This window comes from Synechococcus sp. HJ21-Hayes (genome assembly GCF_024345835.1).
Classification (GTDB): Bacteria; Cyanobacteriota; Cyanobacteriia; order PCC-6307; family Cyanobiaceae; genus Vulcanococcus.
This window is the reverse complement of sequence record NZ_JAGQBW010000006.1, coordinates 59,706-75,141: the sequence shown is the minus strand read 5'-3', so window position 1 is coordinate 75,141 and position 15,436 is coordinate 59,706. Positions and strand designations below refer to the sequence as shown.

The window sequence follows — 15,436 nt, the reverse complement described above, 5'->3', positions numbered from 1 at the left end:
TGGCCTTCACCCGTACGTCAAAGCGTACTGCTGTTTGCCTTGTTGTAGTGCCGAGCGGCCCACACGTGCCTGGCCCAGCCGGGTTTGTAGCCGCGTTCCTGCTCCCGCTGCAGCAGGTCCTCGAAGGTGCGGCAGCCGGCTGCTGGGTGCGTGCGGCGTGGCCGGGCCTGCGGGAGCTGGGGGCGGTGCCGATCCAACCCGCTGATTTCGACCAGTTCGCCCTCGAGCTGCTGGATCCCGCGGCGCTGCTCATCGCGCTCGTCGGCAACAAACAGATAGCCACAGTCGGAGCAGACCTGTGCGGCGCTGGGGCAGCTGCAGAAGCAGACCGGGCAGACCTTGATCGGAATCGAGATACCTTCCCGGCGGCGGCGGCCAGCCAGGTTCCACTGGCGCTCATCGGTGGGCAGGCCGTGGCGATGGGCATTGCCGACGTGATCGAGGATCACCGCCTCCTGCTTACCCGGTGCGGGCCGCAGGGCGCGGCCGATCATCTGCAGGTAGAGCGACAAGGAAGCGGTGGGGCGCATCAGGATCGCGCCGCCGACTGAGGGGATGTCGGTGCCCTCGGAAATGATCATGCAGCTGCTGAGCACCTCCACCTCGCCGGTACCGAGCCCGGCGATCAGGCGTTTGCGCTCCTCCGCTGGGGTGGCGCCGCTCACCGCCGCGGCCCGGAAGCCAGCAGTGCGGAAGGCGCCAGCCATCTGCTCGGCGTGCTGGATCGTGCAGCAAAAGCAGATGGCCGTGCCGGGGTGCAGTCGGCGGCGGTAGTGCGAGACCGCATCACCAATGGCGGCCCGGTCCCCGTAGGCGCGTGCCGCCTGCTCCAGGTCGTACTCGCCCATCCGCTGGTGGAGTTCGGGACCCTGCCCCTTGCTGTTCCTGGCACCTGGCCAGGAGAACACCTTGGGCCGGGCCAGCCAGTCCTGCTCCACCAGCCAGGCCGCAGAGGGCCCCAGGACCAGGGCCTCGAAAAAGCCGCCGGCCTCTACGCCCAACCCTTTGCCATCGAGGCGTTCGGGCGTGGCGGTCTTGCCGATTAGATGGGCCTCTGGCCAGGTGTTGATGATCCGGCCCCAGACATTGCCGGCCACCAGGTGATGGGCCTCGTCCTGAATGATCAAATCCGGCGCTGGCAGCTGCGCTAGCCGCCGGGCCACGGTCTGCACCGAGCCCACGGCAACCTGCCGGCCCTGCAGCCTCTGGCCGGGGGCGATCACATCGGGCTCCAGGCCCCAGGCCCGCACGGTGCCCGCGAGCTGCTCAATCAGCTCGGCCCGGTGGGCCAACACGAGCACCCGCCTGCCCTTGCCGGCTGCGCCCTGGACGATGGCGCCAATGGTCTGGCCTTTGCCCGCACCGGTGGGCATGACGGCGCAGACCCGCCGGTGGACCTTGAGGGCTGCTCGGAGATCGGCCAGCAACTGCAGCTGGTAGTCACGCAGAACGATTGACGGCATTGGCACTAGATCGAGCGGGACGACTGCTAGCCACTCGCCTTCTTTGGCTCAGGCTAGCGAGGCATGGCCAAAGCTATTAGGCTGCAGATCACGAGCAATGGCCTGATGCCCGACTACGCCCTACCGGTGAGTGTCTCGATCACCCAGCAGCAACTCGCCTGGCTAGATGCCCGCAGGCGTCACGGCTCCCTCAGTCGTTCGGCGGCACTGCGGCAGGTGCTGGATGCCGCCATGGACCGCGAACTCCTGCTGGACAGACCGGATCGGGCATCACCGAATCCCGCCGCGACCTCAACAGCGAGCAGGTGAGCCGGAACCCATGGCCTCTGATGCCATTGCTGCGGCCCGGGGCCGCTGGCCGGAGATCCTGGCTGCCCTGGCGGGACTGAGCGCCGAGCAGCTCAGCAATCGCCATCAGCCCTGCCCGCTCTGCGCCGGGACGGATCGCTACCGCTTTGACGACAAGGACGGCAGTGGCTCCTGGTTCTGCAACCAGTGCGGCGGCAAGGACCAGCGCGGCGGCGCTGGCTCCGGCATCGACCTGCTGATGCGCCGGCAGGGCTGGAACTTTGTGGAGGCAGCCCGACAGGTGGAGGCCTTTCTCGGCCTGGTGCCTGATCACCAGGGCACCAGTGCCGGCAGGGGCACCAGCCGCAACGGCAAGCCCTGGCGGATGCCCGAGAAGCCCCCCATCGATGCACCGTCACCGCCGTTGAACCGCGGGGCCACCGCCCAGTGGGCCTACCGCAATGCCGCCGGTGAGGTGCTGTTCTGGATCCAGCGGATCCGGCTGCGCAGCGGCGGCAAAGCCTTCCTGCATCGGGTCTGGCTGGATGGGGACTGGCATCGCCCCAGCCGCCGCGACGCCTTCAGCTGCGACTGGCCCACCCCCAGGCCGCTTTACGGACTGCCGGTTCTGCTGCAGCGCCCCAACGCTCCGGTGCTGGTGGTGGAAGGGGAGGGCACCGCTGATGCGGCCGCTCGCCTGTTCCCAGGTCATGTGGTGCTCACTTGGGCGAATGGCGCCAAGGCGATCGCCAAGGTGGACTGGACGCCGCTTGCCGGCCGTTCGGTGACGCTCTGGCCCGATGCCGATGCTGCCGGGGTGGAGGCCATGCAGAACCTGGCCGCCCTGTTGCACCCGCTCGACTGCCAACTGCAATTGGTGGTCCTGCCGCCAGACCTGCCCCAGGGCTGGGACCTGGCTGATGCCGACTGGACGCCCCGGCAGGCCGCACGGCAGCTGGCGAAAGCAGCTCAGCCATGGACACCCTCCGAGACGGGTGCCGATAGCAGCGGAGATGGGTCCGCCCCATCACCTGCTCCGGCAGCGGCGGCAGCACCCTTTCTCTGCCTGGGGTACGACGCGGACGGGAACTTCTATCAACCGGGGAGCACCGGTCAGGTGATCCGCCTGCCCCGGGGTTGCCACACCGCCACCCACCTGGTGGCCCTGGCACCACTGGAGTACTGGGAGAGCCTCTACCCCAGCCGGACTGGTGTGAACTGGCCGGCAGCAGCCAGTGATCTGCACAAGAGCTCGGCCGCGATGGGGATCTTTGCGGTGGAGCGCATCCGCGGCCGCGGCGCCTGGTGGGATGAGGGCCGCACCGTGCTGCACCTCGGTGATCGCTTGATCACTCCCGATGGGGAGCACCCGATCACCAAACCCTTTCGCTCGCGGCACATCTACCAGCGCCTCAAGCGCCTGGAGGGACCGTGCGGCGTAGAGCCTCTGACCGTGCAGGAGGCGGCCGTGATCGTGGGCATCGCCAACCGCTTTCGCTGGGAGGTGCCGGCCTCCGGCACCCTGCTCCTGGGCTGGGTGGTCCTGGCTCCGATCTGCGGAGCCCTGCGCTGGCGCCCCCATCTCTGGCTGACAGCTGGTGCCGGCTCAGGCAAGAGCCAGATCCTCGATCGCTTTGTGGCGCCGCTGCTTGGCGATTTGAGCTTGGTGGTGGTGGGCGCGACCACAGAAGCAGGCCTGCGTCAGACCATCTGCTGCGACGCCGTGCCGGTGGTCTTCGATGAGGCGGAGAGCAACGAGAAGGGCGACCAGCAACGCATGCAGGCGATCCTGTCGCTGGCGCGGGTGGCCAGCAGCGAGAGCAGCGCCGAGATGCTTAAGGGTTCCCCCAGCGGTGATGTGAGCCGCTATCGGGTGCGCTCGATGTTTCTGATGTCCTCCATTGCCACCGCCCTTAAACAGGGAGCTGACAAGAGCCGCTTCGCGCAACTGACCCTGCGCAGCCCCACCGAGATGGTCAAGGAGGAGCGGGAGCTGCATTGGCAGAGCCTCGATCGCGATCTCGAACGCCACATCACCCCGGAGCTGGCGCGGCGGCTGATCGCCCGCACCGTGTCGCTGATCCCGGTGATTCGCCAGTCGGTCGCGGTCTTCTCCGCTGCGGCGGCACGGCACTTCGACTCCCAACGCCTGGGCGATCAATACGGCACCTTGATGGCCGGGGCCTGGTCGCTGCTCAGTGATGCGGTGCCCACCAAGGAGGAGGCGGAACACTGCATCGCCTGCCACGACTGGGAGAGCTACAGCCAGAGCACCGAAGTACCGGATGAAGCCCGCTGCATGCAGACGATCCTGCAGCGCCAGGTGCGGGTGGAGACCGAGGACAAACCCGTCACCCGCACCATTGGCGAGCTGGTGGAGCTGGCGGCTTGCCACAGCAGTTGTATAGATGTGAGCCCAGGCCTGGCCGCCCAGATCCTTGGGCGCCATGGCCTGCGGGTGGATCAGGACCGGCTGCTGGTGAGCAACACCGCCAAGGCGATTGAGCAGTTTCTTGCTGATACCGCCTGGCAGAACAGTTGGCCCGTGGTGCTGCTGCGCCTGGCTGGTGCGCAACGGGCCGGACCGGTGCGCTTCTGTGGCGCCGGCATGGTCAGCCGTGCTGTCGCCATTCCCCTGGGCGAGCTGTAACGAACAGCCGTCACAAACGGGCCAGACATAACAGCAGCGGTAACGCCTAGATCAACTGCCACGCAATCGATCTAGGCCGCTGTAACGATGTAACGCTCCAGGGATCCGATAGAGCCCCCTATGAATTCAACGGCATATGCACACCCTCCGAATCAGCCCCTGCTGCTTGCTAGAGCCTCTATCTCTGAAAAAGGGTTACAGCGTTACAGCAACCCCTAGAAGCTTCTGCCCGCCGGCCCGCTCGGCTGTGACGCCCATCGTCACTCCGCGTCACAACTGAAACAGTCATGGTCACCACCACCTCCACCTGGCTTGATCCCATCCCCGGCCTCTGGCGGGATGAGGAGGCCCATCGCTACTGGCTGGGCGATCACCTGTTTCCGGTATCAATCACCGGTGTGCTGGCCCATGGCCTCAGCGAGACCGCCAAACGGGCGATCGAAGCCAAGCGGCCGATCTGGGAGCCGCGGGGCACCACGGTGCATGCAGCTCTGGAGCGCTACAGCCAGGCCCGCTTCCTGGTGGGCAAGAGCGCCAGCGAGGCCCTGCTGGATGCCGAAGCCATGCCGGGCCATCACCAGTACCGGGACTGGATCCTGCCGCTGCTGCAGCTGCCGCTCTGGGAGGAGGTGGAGGTGATCGCCAGCGAACGGCTCACCTGCTGCCTCACCCGCAACGTTGCTGGTGCCTTCGATGGGGCGTATGTCTCAGCGGCGCTGAGCGAGCGCCACGGCCAACCGGTGCGAGTGCTCTACGACCTCAAAACACTCTCGGCCCATGGCCGGCCCTATTCAACCGCCGCCCAGCTGGGCGGCTACATGGTGCTGGAGGCCTCGCAGGGGAACCACTACGAGCTGGGCCAGACGATCTGGAGCAAGCCCGGCGAGGCCTTCACCAGCAGCTTCTACAGCCGTGAGCAGTGCCTGGCGGCCTGGGCAGCGGCCTGGAGCCGTTACTGCCTGAGCCACCGCCCCTTCTGATCACCCAGACAGCCGCGAGGCCGGCCAGGGCACTGGCTTGCAATACAGAGCCGCTAGATTGAGCAGGCTCGGAATCATCTGGGCTCTTGATCTGGTGACCTCGGATGGCGGACCTCCTGCTCGCTGCTGCAACTCCTGCCCCCCCCGCAGAGGCGGCTGATCTCGATGCCCTGCTCGATGCCGTCACCGCGATCAAGGCCCAGCAGAGGCAGCTGGAGCAGCAACTCGAGCCCCTGCTGGAGGCCCTCAACGCGGCAATGGCCACCGGCGAGCTGGATCCAGCCTTCTCCCACAACGACTGGGCTTTTGCCCACAGCCCCGGGCGGCTGAGCTACGACTTCCCGCCAGCAGTGCAGCAGATCGAGCAGCAGCTCAAGGCTGCCAAGGAGAACGCCATCCAGCAGGGCAGCGCCACCGAAAAGCGCGGCAAACCCTTCTGGACCATCCGTGCCCCCAAGACGCCGGCACTGCCGTTCTGAGCCCATGGCGCTGCACTCCCGCCAACACCACAGCGCCGCAGATCCAGTGGAAGAGCTGCGCTCTGCTGCCAGCGCAGAAGACGACAACGGCCAGCCGCTGTATGAGCCCACGGACCCCGCCCGCCCGATCGGGCATGCCAATCCCCCGCGCCGCACGCGGGGCCTGGCTTTGCAACCACCCCCTCGGCCCTCGCGTTTTGAGGTGGAGCGGCGTGTGGCAGAAGCGCAGCTTTGGATCGCCCAGCGCGTTCCGCTGGCGCTGATCGCCGAAAAAGCTCGTGAAAGCTGGGGGGTGAAGAACACCCAGACGATCAATCGCTACCTCAACCTGGCCCGCGAGCGGATGGTGGAGGAGCTGATCTCCGACCGGCGCCGCCATCAGGCCGAGCAGATCTTTGCCCTCAATGACTGCGCCCGCCGGGCCATGGATGCTGAGCAGTTCTCAGCTGCAGTCGGCGCCTTTCGGGTGATCGCCGAGATCGGCGGACTGCTGCGGGCACCGATCAAACCCCCCGAGCCCCATGGGGGCGGGGCCAGAAGTTGATGGCCGGCCTGCTTCTCGATCCGGCCAGCGACCGCTGGGCCGATTGGGGCCTGTTGGATGTTCCTGACCCCTGCCGCCAGCTGAACGGCCCCCAGGCCCACCAGGCCTTCCGTGACTTCATCGTGGCCGCTTATCCCGGCTACGCCTTCCACACCTGGGCCGAGCGCCTGATCGCCCTGCTGCAACGGGTGGCCGATGGCGAGCTCAACCGCCTGATCGTTTGCTGCCCCCCGCGGCTGGGCAAATCACTCCTCGTCTCGAAACTGTTCCCGGCCTACTGGGTGAGCCGCTACCCAACACGCTTCTGCGCGATCGCCTCCTATTCGGCGGAGCTGGCCTATGCCCATAGCCGTGAGGCGCGGCACTACTACCGCGCCGTCGGTCACCCCCTCTCGAAGGACTCCACCGCCGTTGGCAACTGGCTGACGCCCGAGCGGGGCGGCTGCATCGCTGCCGGTGTGCGCGGGCCCTTCACCGGCAAGGGCTACGCGCTGGGGATCATCGATGACCCCTACAAGGGCCCAGAAGATGCCAACTCCGCCGGGCAACGCCAGAAGCTGATCGAGTGGTTTCAGTCTGTCTGGCTCACCCGCGCTGAACCAGGGGTGAACGGCAGTGCTGGAGCCGCGCAGGTGGTGGTGCTGACCCGCTGGCACCAGGACGACCTGATCGGCTGGCTGCTGGAGCAGGAAAGCGGTAATGCCCCGCAGCAGTGGCAGGTGCTGAACCTGCCGGCCATTGCTGAACCGCCCCAGCGGCAGATCAAGTTCCCGGCAACCTGCAGCATCGAGGCGGACTGGCGACAGCCCGGTGAGCCGCTCTGCCCGGAACGGTTCCCGCTGGCGGAGCTCGAGCAGATCCGTATCCGCGCCGGCAGTTACTGGTGGAACGCGCTTTACCAGCAGCGCCCCTCACCGGCAGAGGGCCTGCTGTTCCAACGCGCCTGGATCCGCACCACTGCGGGCACGCCTGCCCCCAGGCCCCAGGCAAGCCAACGGCCCTTTGCAGCGGTGGTGCTGAGCTGCGACCTGAGCTTCAAGGGGGGAGCTGAGAACGACTACTGCGGCTTCTGCCTGCTCGGCTTGCTCCCGGATCTGGAGACCCGCCACCACCCTGCAGCCCAGGCCCTGGCACGGGGTGAACAGCTCCACCCCAGCGCTGCCCGCGCGAGCTCACCGGCCGAACCGCAGAGAGACGACAAACACCGAATCGAGGTGATCTGGAGCCAGCACCATCGTCTTGACCTACCGGGGGTGGTCAACTTCCTCGGCCAGACCCTGGGAGCGCTGGGGCAGGGGCAGAGCCCTGATGCAGTGCTGATCGAGGATGCCGCCAACGGCCCGGCCGTCTGCCAGCTGCTGCGGCGCCAGATCCCTGGCCTGATCGCTGTGCGGCCCACCGGCAGCAAGGTGAGCCGCGCCCATGCCGTGGCCCCGCTGATGGAGGCGGGCCAGTTGGCGTTTCGCCGTGGCAATGACGACCTGATCAGCGAATTACTGGGTTTTCCCAACGGGGCTCATGACGACCTGGTGGATGCCTTCTGCCAGGGCGTGATCTGGCTGCAGAGCCAGCACTGGCGCAGCCAGGGCACGGCCACTCCCCGGCCGTTGCTGTTCTCCCGCTGAAGGACATCCCCCCATTTCTGATGAGCACCACACCACAGGCTCACATCCCCAGGCCCCAGCAGACCATTGCTCGCGTAAAGACATCGGTTCGTTCGCGAGGCCCTTTGCGCTCGCCTCATGCCGCTGCTGATGCCTTGGTGATGGAGCACCTGCCCTTTGCAGCGAAAGTGGCGGCCAACTACGCCCGTCGCACCGGCCACCCAAAAGAAGACCTGGAGCAGCTGGCAGCGATCGGGCTGATCAAGGCCTCACGCCGCTACGACATCCACCGCCCCGGCCGCAGCCCCAATCACTTCATCGCCTACGCCAGGCCCTTTGTGAACGGCGAGATCACCCACTACCTGCGTGACAAGGGCTTTCTGATCTCAGTGCCGGGCCGCTGGCGGGAGCTGCATGTGCGTGGTCAGAGGTTGTTGGGGGAGGGTCAGCCGCTGGAGGTGATGCTCGGGCGGCTGGGCATCACGCTGGAGCGCTGGCGGGAGATCGGCCAGGCCTGCAGCGTGCGGGTGGTGGCGATGACGGTGCGTGAGACTGATCCAGCGCTGGAATGAGCAGTGAGCAGGTCCGGGTCAGATCTCCTCAGCGCCGATCAGGAAATGCGGCGGCGTAGATGTCCGCAAGGTCGTCGTGATAGCCCCAGCCAATACCCGAAGATGAGCGCACGACCTCACCCAACCGCTCCATGAAGGGCTCCTGCAGGTTGACGGGCAGGCTGCAGATCACCTCGGCAGCGCGGCGGGCCATGGCCACCAAGGCGCTATAGAAGCCCGCATCGATGTCGCCGTATTCCAGTGTGAAGGCATTGCCCTGCTCCAGGAAGAACAGCATCAGTTCGGCATGGGCGATCGGATCAGTAACCGCCTTGCAGAAATCCGCAACAGCCTTTTTGGCCTTGGCGACCTGCAGCGGGTGATCACGCGATACATCGGGATACAGGCATTCAGCGACGACCTTCTTGCAATCCGCCATGGCAGCTTCCGAATCCGCGAAGCGGGCATGGAGGAAGGCCTGATTGCCCTTGGAGAGGCGATACAGCTCACCAACCAGGCTGAGCAGCTCTTTTTGGCTCAGCTCAGAAGCAGCGGATTTAACGGTTGACCACGTTGGCTTGGACATGATCAAGAGTGATCAGGGAGAAAAGAATTGTGATCGAACACCAGCCGTAACCGGCGTATTTGAAGTGAGTGCAGCGAATAAAGGTACGCCCGAGTTTACGGCCTTGCTAGGGGTAGCCTGCATCTATTTCCAATGCCTGTGATACATAGTTTATTAACGATAAAGCCTTGAGGCCATTTACTTTGCTTCCATAATCTAGGGACTCTCCATGCAATACCATATGCCTATTGAGCAGATTAAAGCCTTCTTCTCGCTCATCCACAGATGCACTTATTGGGGTGCTTGCTGCCAGCGGGCTCAGCAGTGCAGCTTTATAGGTATCCGCTGCGACTTGCTCAACATATATCGCTGTACGAGGCTTTCTGCCCTTTTTCATGAAAAGATATTGATCAACTACTTCTTTGCATATTCCGTCTGTTTGAGCGAGCAAAACAGGGATGGACAAGAAGTACTCACCATTGCGATGAGCCTTGATGGCAGAGCTTATAATATGAGATCTATGAGGAAACCTGGCGTCAAAGGACTTTTCGACTTCATCTAGCTGGCTCTCAAAATACTCTACTAGAGCTTCTTCGACCTCTTCGATTTCGCCACTCGATATTGCCTTTTTTATTTCCAAAAGGCTTGGAAGCGGCATATTGAAATCTAAGTACCAACCGTGTTGAGCCAGCAATAGCAGGGCTTCTTGTATTTTTGGCGGCAGCTCTTTAAAAGAACGCTGCAATTCCGTAAAGGCGGGACTAATGATGCCACCGAGAGACTTTTGATACTGTTGTATTTGTTTCGCAAAAGGACTTAAGTCAGGCAGATTACGGGTTGGCAGTTTTATGCCTTCGAATGCCTTCTGCAGCCTCCTTTGCTCTTCAAGAAAGGGTTCTAATGGTGACTTAAGTACTTTCTGAAGCTCAAGAGTTGGACACACGGCCTTTTCTAGGGCCCTCTGCGCTTCCAGGACTGACCCTAATTGCCCTTGAAGTCGATTAGATATTTGCTTCCATTGATTGAAATGTTTTTCTAGAGCATCCATGCCACTTCTGTTCATTGCCTCGGAACCTCTTTACCCCTAACGCACCAGATCAGAAGCGGGAGAGAAGCCCTGGAGATGACAAGGATCCCTATGCTCCCGTCTTCTGCATCTGGATATTGGATTGCGCATTGCCAAAAATGATTATTCAAAAGAGGCATGAAGCTCTATGCGCGAAACCTCGGAAGTATTGATATAAACGCCAGTTCCAATCAGATATCTCTCTTTCCATTCGGACGACTTTCGACCTCTAACATCAATTGATTCATCGACTCGCCTGGCGCTGCCAAGAAAGAAATCCTGAGCCTGGGAATCTGGATCAAAGTTCCAGAACCTGATATACCCCAAATAAACCGAACCATCCTTGAGAAAGACGTATGCCCACTGATTGTCAAAATCGCTATTAATCCTATTCCATGTATTCTGAGGATCAGGTCGCAACCAGCTGAGATGCCGACATGCTTTAGAAAGCCGATGTCGACTCCAGCAATAGATGACGCAGCCTTGGCCAACAAGCCATCCAACTACTAGCAGAACAAAAGGATAGAAAGTAGTACCCCTGGACGGGACCTTAAGACCAAGTAATAAGATTGAAGAGCGCTGTGAAAGCAGGGAAAGAATAGACGCGCAAACAAGGCTATAGACTACATATAAGTAAAGATCAGACTTGTCCGAGCGAGTCTTGACCGGATAGGCTGATCTGAAGACCTCTACAGCGATAAAGCCCGGTGCTACCAATGCGATAAAGTCGGCAACCTGTGAAGCAGATACCATTGAAACGGATGCGCCGCCTATTTACTTGTTTGGATCTTTCTTCGGCCCATTTTGCTCTGATTTCTTGAGCTTTAAGGGAGGCTCGCCTGATGGCTTATTCTTGTTCTCATGATTAAAAGACCTTCTGAAGTCTTCGTCTAGCCGATGTTGGCGATTATCTTGGTTGGCCATTGGTTAGCTGTGAGCAATCTCAAGCATAGCCGGCACGGCAAGGCAATAAGCACACGACGAACACACAGTACTAGCTTTGAAGAACCTCACCTGTCAATCCAGCTTGGTATTCGACGGTTCCGAGGACCCCGTCGGCGTGTCGATTGTTGTTCGATAACCAGCCGCAGAGTGACAATCAAGGCATCCTCGACGGTCGTGATAGCAGAGGCGTTGTGTTGAGCCTCGTCAACCGTAGGTGTGGTTCGCGGGACTGAGAACCATCCAGCCCCAAGGACTTGGCTCAGGTGCATCACGCTTTCCGGCTCGGGGGGCCTGCGGTTCAGCGCAGGGAGCACCGGCAATAGCCAGCAGCCGCTGATCGGGCTTGTCCCAGTTTGCTCTGGATTTAATCCCCTGGCCTCTGCATCCCACCCTGGCCGCACTGCTTCCCCGCCTGGAGCTGATCCAGGACTGCTGGGATCTCCTCGCTGGCCGCAAGGAGCACTACCTCCCCCGCGGTGAACGCGAACCGGAAACTGCCTACCGCCGACGGCTGGAGGCGGCTCTGCCCTCCGGCTTCTTCCGCGATGCGCTGCGCACCTTCGCGGGGATGCTGGCTTCCAGCCATTGGCGTGAGCTGCCGGCCTCGCTGCAGGCGGTGATCAGTGATGTGGATGGACGCGGCACGGACCTGGGCGTATTCCTTGAACGGGCCGATGTGCTGGTGCTCCGCGATGGAGCCGCACTGATTGGCGTCCTGCCTCCACAGCACCTCTGGCCCAGTGAGGGCGACCGGCAGCAGGCGCTGCGCCGTGGTGATCGCCTTTCCCTGCCGCGTCTGGCGCTGCTGGAGCGCCGCGATGTTCTGAACTGGCACCTGCCTGGCCCCCAGTCCTTGCCTGACGCGGTCAGCTTCCGGCTGGCCAACCCCAAGGCCCAAGGCGAGCTACTCGAGCCGGACCGACCTCAGCATCCGTGGCTCTACGGGTCCGTGGCGCTCGATGGCGAGGGCATGAGCCTCGAAACCATCGAGCTGGTGGCAGACCCGCAGACCCCATTGGGCTGGCACCCGCAACGCACGGATCTGCAGCACTACAGGGGCTTCAGCCAGCTGCCCCTGATCTGGTACGCCAGTGACGGCGCTGCCTTTGGCGAGGGTGACCTACCGCACCTGGGCCTGGCGCATCAATACCTCAACCACTTCCGCTGCCAGAGCGACTACCAGGAGCTGCTGTACCGAACAGCCCTGCCGGTGGGTGTGCGTACAGGGGTCGTCGGTCCCATGGGCAGTGGCACCAGCGAGCCGGTGGTGCTTGGCCCCAACAGCGTGATTGATCTGCCCGAGGGGGCCAGCTTCCAGTTCGTGGAGATCCAGGCCCGCTCCCTGGCTGAGCACCGCGCTTGGCTGGAGTCCCTCGACCAGGGCATGCGCCGTGACGCCCTGATCCCATCCGGCGCCCAGGGGGAACCGCGTACCGCCACTGAAATCTCGCTGGCGGCGTCACAGGCCTATGCGCTCTTGCAGAGCCAGGCGATCCAGAAGGCTTCCATGTTTTCGTCGTTGCTGCAGCACTGGTGCGCAATCACCGGAGAACCAGTTCCCCTGCCGCAGGGTCCGGCATTGCTGGTGGAGATCAGTCCGTTGGCCGCAGCGCCCAAGCCGCAACCGACTGTGGATGAAATGCTGCAGCTGCATGAGCGCGGCATCGTCAGCGAGCAGGCGTTGCGGCAATGGCTGGGGGATCTGGCCGGTGTCGCACCGGCTTCTGCATGAGCACCAGCAGCAATGCGCCCAGCGCCCCAGGTGGTGCGACGTGGCAACCGCAAGACCAGGAGGCCATCCGCCAGTGCCTGGCGCTGCCTGCCACCGTTCCCTGTCTGGATGCCATCAGCCGGGCGATGGCGGATCTGCTGCGCCAACACCCGGCCGGGGTGTGGAGCGCCCGTGCCCTGCTGGATGCGGTGGCCCTGATCGATCAGCAGCTGCTGGCCGGTGGCTGCGAGCAGGAGCAGGCGATCCAGAAGATCAGCCACTCGGGGCCGATCGCCGGTTCGGTGGCCGCAGCTGGTGATGCGCCCCTGCAGAAAGCCGATGTGATCGCCTACGACACGGCGCTGTTGCGCGAGGAGAGCGAGACCACCTACGCCAACCCCAGCTCGCCCGCGATGGGACTGCTGCGCCAGCGGCGCCGCTACGCCGACCAGCTGCTGTTGCTGCTGCCGGCGCTCAGCAGCTGGGTGCAGTTCACCGCCCAGGCCGCAGGGCTGCTGGGAGCAACGCCGATGCTGCGGGGTTGAGGAATGACCACAAGCCCCAGGAGTTTTGCCAGCGGCAAACATCAGCAGGTATCTGGGCCCTGGCCAGCGACGCCCCTGCAGCCGTTTGCCAATGCACGCCTACTGCTGGCGGAGAACGCCATCCCAGGCGACACAACCTCGGCCGTTGTGGCGACGCATGTGCTCGAGTGCTTTCTTAAGCGCGACAACTACATTTCGGCCAAGGAGAACGGCCCAGGGGTCGACACCGGCGACTTCACTTACCAGGGCAACATCTGCCGCGCCAGCCGGCTGCCACCCAACCCCGGGGCGATCTGGCTGAGCAGCGAGCTGGCCTGGCAGCAGAACGGCCGGCGGGTCGCCAGCGAGGGCAAGACGGTCGTGGCGCCCTGCGAGGGGTGGATCTGGCTGGGCGACCTCACCCTGCTCAACCCGCCTGGTGATGCTGCTGTGGATCCCTACGCCCAGCACACCCAATTCAGTGTGCTGGAGTTCGGCGCCAGCTACGGCTCCGGAGGCATCGGGGCCCTGGTGCAGCCACTGATCGGCGAGCGGGTGTTTGGCACCCTCAAGCCGAATCGGTTGAGCTGAGCCCAGTCGTCAGCCTTTCTTGAGGAACTGGTCGTACTGAGCATGCGTGCCGATCCATACCCAGACCAGCTCATCCTCCGAGGCCTGCACTGCCAAAGCGCGATGCCTCAGCCCCACCCGCACCGACCAGAACCGCCCGATGCGTTTGAGGTGCAGCGATGGGTGGCGGGGGTCGGTTTTGAGCTGCTCATAGGCCCGATCAGCGAACTCCTGTACAGCTATAGGGAGGGCTTCATAGGAGGACCAGAAGCGAGGACTGGCGCAATGCTTCACCGATCGGTGCAGCGCCCGGCGCTCAGATCGCCAAGGGCTTCCTCAGCCAGCCAATCCAGACGACCTGTTCCTAGGTCCTGCTCCACCTGCAGATCCCATTCGCGAGCATCAAAGGCTTCGAACCAGGCCCGGAACTGCGCCCGCTGCTCAGGCGCCAGCTGCTCGACTGCAGCTTCGATGGCTTGAACGGTGGTCATCGCTTGAGGCTAAGGCGGCTTGCTCGAAACAGGCACGCCTCGGCAACAGGAGATGGCAGCGCCGCGATGGGCTGCTGATCCCACTGACAGCCGAGACGGGTCATGGCCACAAACGCAACGCACAACAGCTCCAGGACAACTGACGAGAACAGCGAGCTGCTTGAGCAGCACCACCAGGAGACTGCTGATTCGCTGAGCGCACCTCGCGGTGCGACACCAGAGGGCAACACCACTTCTGACTATCCGCCCGCTGAGCGCCAGCTCGGCATCGCTCCGGCTGATGCAGAAGAGCCCAGCAGCAGCGAGATCAAGTCCAGAAGTGGCCTAGGCGATGCCCTTAAGGCCGAGCGCAGGCGCAGCAACAACCTGGAGAAAGAACTGCGGGGTCTACGGCAGCAGCTGACCCGCTTCTCGGAGATCAATCCCGAGGAATACGCCCGCCTGCAGCAGGCCGAACGCCAGAAGCAACTGCTCGAGCAGCAGGTGGAACTACGGGAACGGCAGATGGAAGAGGCCTCTGCCCGCAAGGTGGCGGCTGTGGCCGCCGAACGCGATGCCGCCCATGAACGGGTGCAGGAATTGCGCAAGGAGCGACTGCTGGAGCGCGCCTTCTCAGAAGCAGAAGGCCGCACCGGTGGCGATGGGCGCGGCACCTTCTTTCAAGTGTTCCGCTCGATGCTCTGGGACTGCTTCCGGCTGGGCAGCAGCAAGGACGGCGGCGATGTTCTGGATCCTCTTGACGGCCAGGGCCAGCCGCTGCTGGGTGATGACGGCCGGCCAATGACCACGGCCGACTACCTCGATCAGCTGCGCATCCATCCCGTGTATGGCTTTCTGTTCCAGCAGCGTGGCGCCATGGGCACTGGTGCCATGCCCCCTGGCACTGCAGCCGGCAGCATCGGCGCCAGCGGTTTTGGGGAGGTGATAAACCCACAGGCGATGAGCGCCAGCGAGCTTTACCGGGCTGGCTTTGCCCTTAACGGCCGCAGCTCGCGCAGCTGAGCG

17 protein-coding genes are annotated in these 15,436 nt (G+C 63.4%); 11 read left to right on the top strand and 6 right to left on the bottom strand.

The genetic code is table 11. The features are described from left to right. Positions 1–17: 17 nt before the first annotated feature. Positions 18–1,463, bottom strand: coding sequence for a DEAD/DEAH box helicase (locus tag KBZ14_RS06345; protein WP_255117480.1), 1,446 nt, complete (start codon positions 1,461–1,463; stop codon positions 18–20). A 63-nt stretch (positions 1,464–1,526) separates the two neighbouring features. Here KBZ14_RS06345 and KBZ14_RS06340 point away from each other — a divergent pair, with 63 nt between their 5' ends. The 7 genes from KBZ14_RS06340 (at position 1,527) to KBZ14_RS06310 (ending at position 8,580) form a co-directional block, all read left to right on the top strand. Continuing rightward, a complete protein-coding gene (locus KBZ14_RS06340) occupies positions 1,527–1,772 on the top strand; it encodes a hypothetical protein (RefSeq protein WP_161956112.1) in 246 nt (81 codons plus the stop codon). A 10-nt stretch (positions 1,773–1,782) separates the two neighbouring features. Continuing rightward, positions 1,783–4,401 (top strand): primase-helicase zinc-binding domain-containing protein, encoded by a 2,619-nt coding sequence (locus KBZ14_RS06335; RefSeq protein WP_255117479.1) that lies wholly within the window; start codon positions 1,783–1,785, stop codon positions 4,399–4,401. Positions 4,402–4,688: 287 nt separating this feature from the next. Further along, entirely contained in the window at positions 4,689–5,381 is a 693-nt protein-coding gene (locus KBZ14_RS06330) for a hypothetical protein (protein ID WP_255117478.1), read from the top strand. A 104-nt stretch (positions 5,382–5,485) separates the two neighbouring features. Beyond that, entirely contained in the window at positions 5,486–5,860 is a 375-nt protein-coding gene (locus tag KBZ14_RS06325) for a hypothetical protein (RefSeq protein WP_255117477.1), read from the top strand. Positions 5,861–5,864: 4 nt separating this feature from the next. Then, entirely contained in the window at positions 5,865–6,404 is a 540-nt protein-coding gene (locus KBZ14_RS06320; RefSeq protein ID WP_255117476.1) for a hypothetical protein, read from the top strand. Next, a complete protein-coding gene (gene terL / locus KBZ14_RS06315) occupies positions 6,404–8,029 on the top strand; it encodes a phage terminase large subunit (protein WP_255117475.1) in 1,626 nt (541 codons plus the stop codon). Before KBZ14_RS06320 ends, terL begins: the two co-directional genes overlap by 1 nt. 140 nt (positions 8,030–8,169) lie before the next feature. Continuing rightward, positions 8,170–8,580 (top strand): sigma factor, encoded by a 411-nt coding sequence (locus KBZ14_RS06310; RefSeq protein ID WP_255117474.1) that lies wholly within the window; start codon positions 8,170–8,172, stop codon positions 8,578–8,580. 28 nt (positions 8,581–8,608) lie between these two features. On the opposite strand, the gene KBZ14_RS06305 is transcribed toward KBZ14_RS06310, so the two are convergent. The 3 genes from KBZ14_RS06305 to KBZ14_RS15925 form a co-directional block, all read right to left on the bottom strand. Beyond that, positions 8,609–9,145, bottom strand: a complete 537-nt coding sequence (locus KBZ14_RS06305; RefSeq protein WP_255117473.1) for a hypothetical protein — start codon at positions 9,143–9,145, stop codon at positions 8,609–8,611. Between the two features lie 106 nt (positions 9,146–9,251). Beyond that, positions 9,252–10,172, bottom strand: a complete 921-nt coding sequence (locus tag KBZ14_RS06300; protein WP_255117472.1) for a hypothetical protein — start codon at positions 10,170–10,172, stop codon at positions 9,252–9,254. 141 nt (positions 10,173–10,313) lie between these two features. Further along, positions 10,314–10,943: a DUF6338 family protein gene (locus KBZ14_RS15925; RefSeq protein ID WP_399210725.1), complete on the bottom strand. Its 630-nt coding sequence runs from the start codon at positions 10,941–10,943 to the stop codon at positions 10,314–10,316. A gap of 535 nt (positions 10,944–11,478) precedes the next feature. Between KBZ14_RS15925 and KBZ14_RS06295 the strand changes: the two genes are divergently transcribed. From KBZ14_RS06295 to KBZ14_RS06285, 3 genes are read left to right on the top strand one after another with little or no spacing between them, the layout of a single operon-like run. After that, entirely contained in the window at positions 11,479–12,867 is a 1,389-nt protein-coding gene (locus KBZ14_RS06295; RefSeq protein WP_255117471.1) for a DUF4055 domain-containing protein, read from the top strand. Further along, complete coding sequence (locus KBZ14_RS06290; RefSeq protein WP_255117470.1) at positions 12,864–13,391, top strand: hypothetical protein; 528 nt, start codon at positions 12,864–12,866, stop codon at positions 13,389–13,391. Before KBZ14_RS06295 ends, KBZ14_RS06290 begins: the two co-directional genes overlap by 4 nt. A 3-nt stretch (positions 13,392–13,394) precedes the next feature. Further along, positions 13,395–13,961 (top strand): hypothetical protein, encoded by a 567-nt coding sequence (locus tag KBZ14_RS06285; protein ID WP_255117469.1) that lies wholly within the window; start codon positions 13,395–13,397, stop codon positions 13,959–13,961. Between the two features lie 9 nt (positions 13,962–13,970). Here the strand turns inward: KBZ14_RS06285 and KBZ14_RS06280 are convergent, their stop codons facing one another. Further along, positions 13,971–14,234 (bottom strand): ParE family toxin-like protein, encoded by a 264-nt coding sequence (locus KBZ14_RS06280; RefSeq protein ID WP_255117468.1) that lies wholly within the window; start codon positions 14,232–14,234, stop codon positions 13,971–13,973. Then, on the bottom strand, positions 14,231–14,431 hold the full coding sequence (locus KBZ14_RS06275) for a hypothetical protein (RefSeq protein ID WP_255117467.1): 201 nt from the start codon (positions 14,429–14,431) through the stop codon (positions 14,231–14,233). Before KBZ14_RS06275 ends, KBZ14_RS06280 begins: the two co-directional genes overlap by 4 nt. 102 nt (positions 14,432–14,533) lie before the next feature. On the opposite strand from KBZ14_RS06275, the gene KBZ14_RS06270 reads away from it, so the two are divergent. Beyond that, positions 14,534–15,433, top strand: a complete 900-nt coding sequence (locus tag KBZ14_RS06270) for a coiled-coil domain-containing protein 30 (RefSeq protein WP_255117466.1) — start codon at positions 14,534–14,536, stop codon at positions 15,431–15,433. Positions 15,434–15,436: the final 3 nt, after the last annotated feature.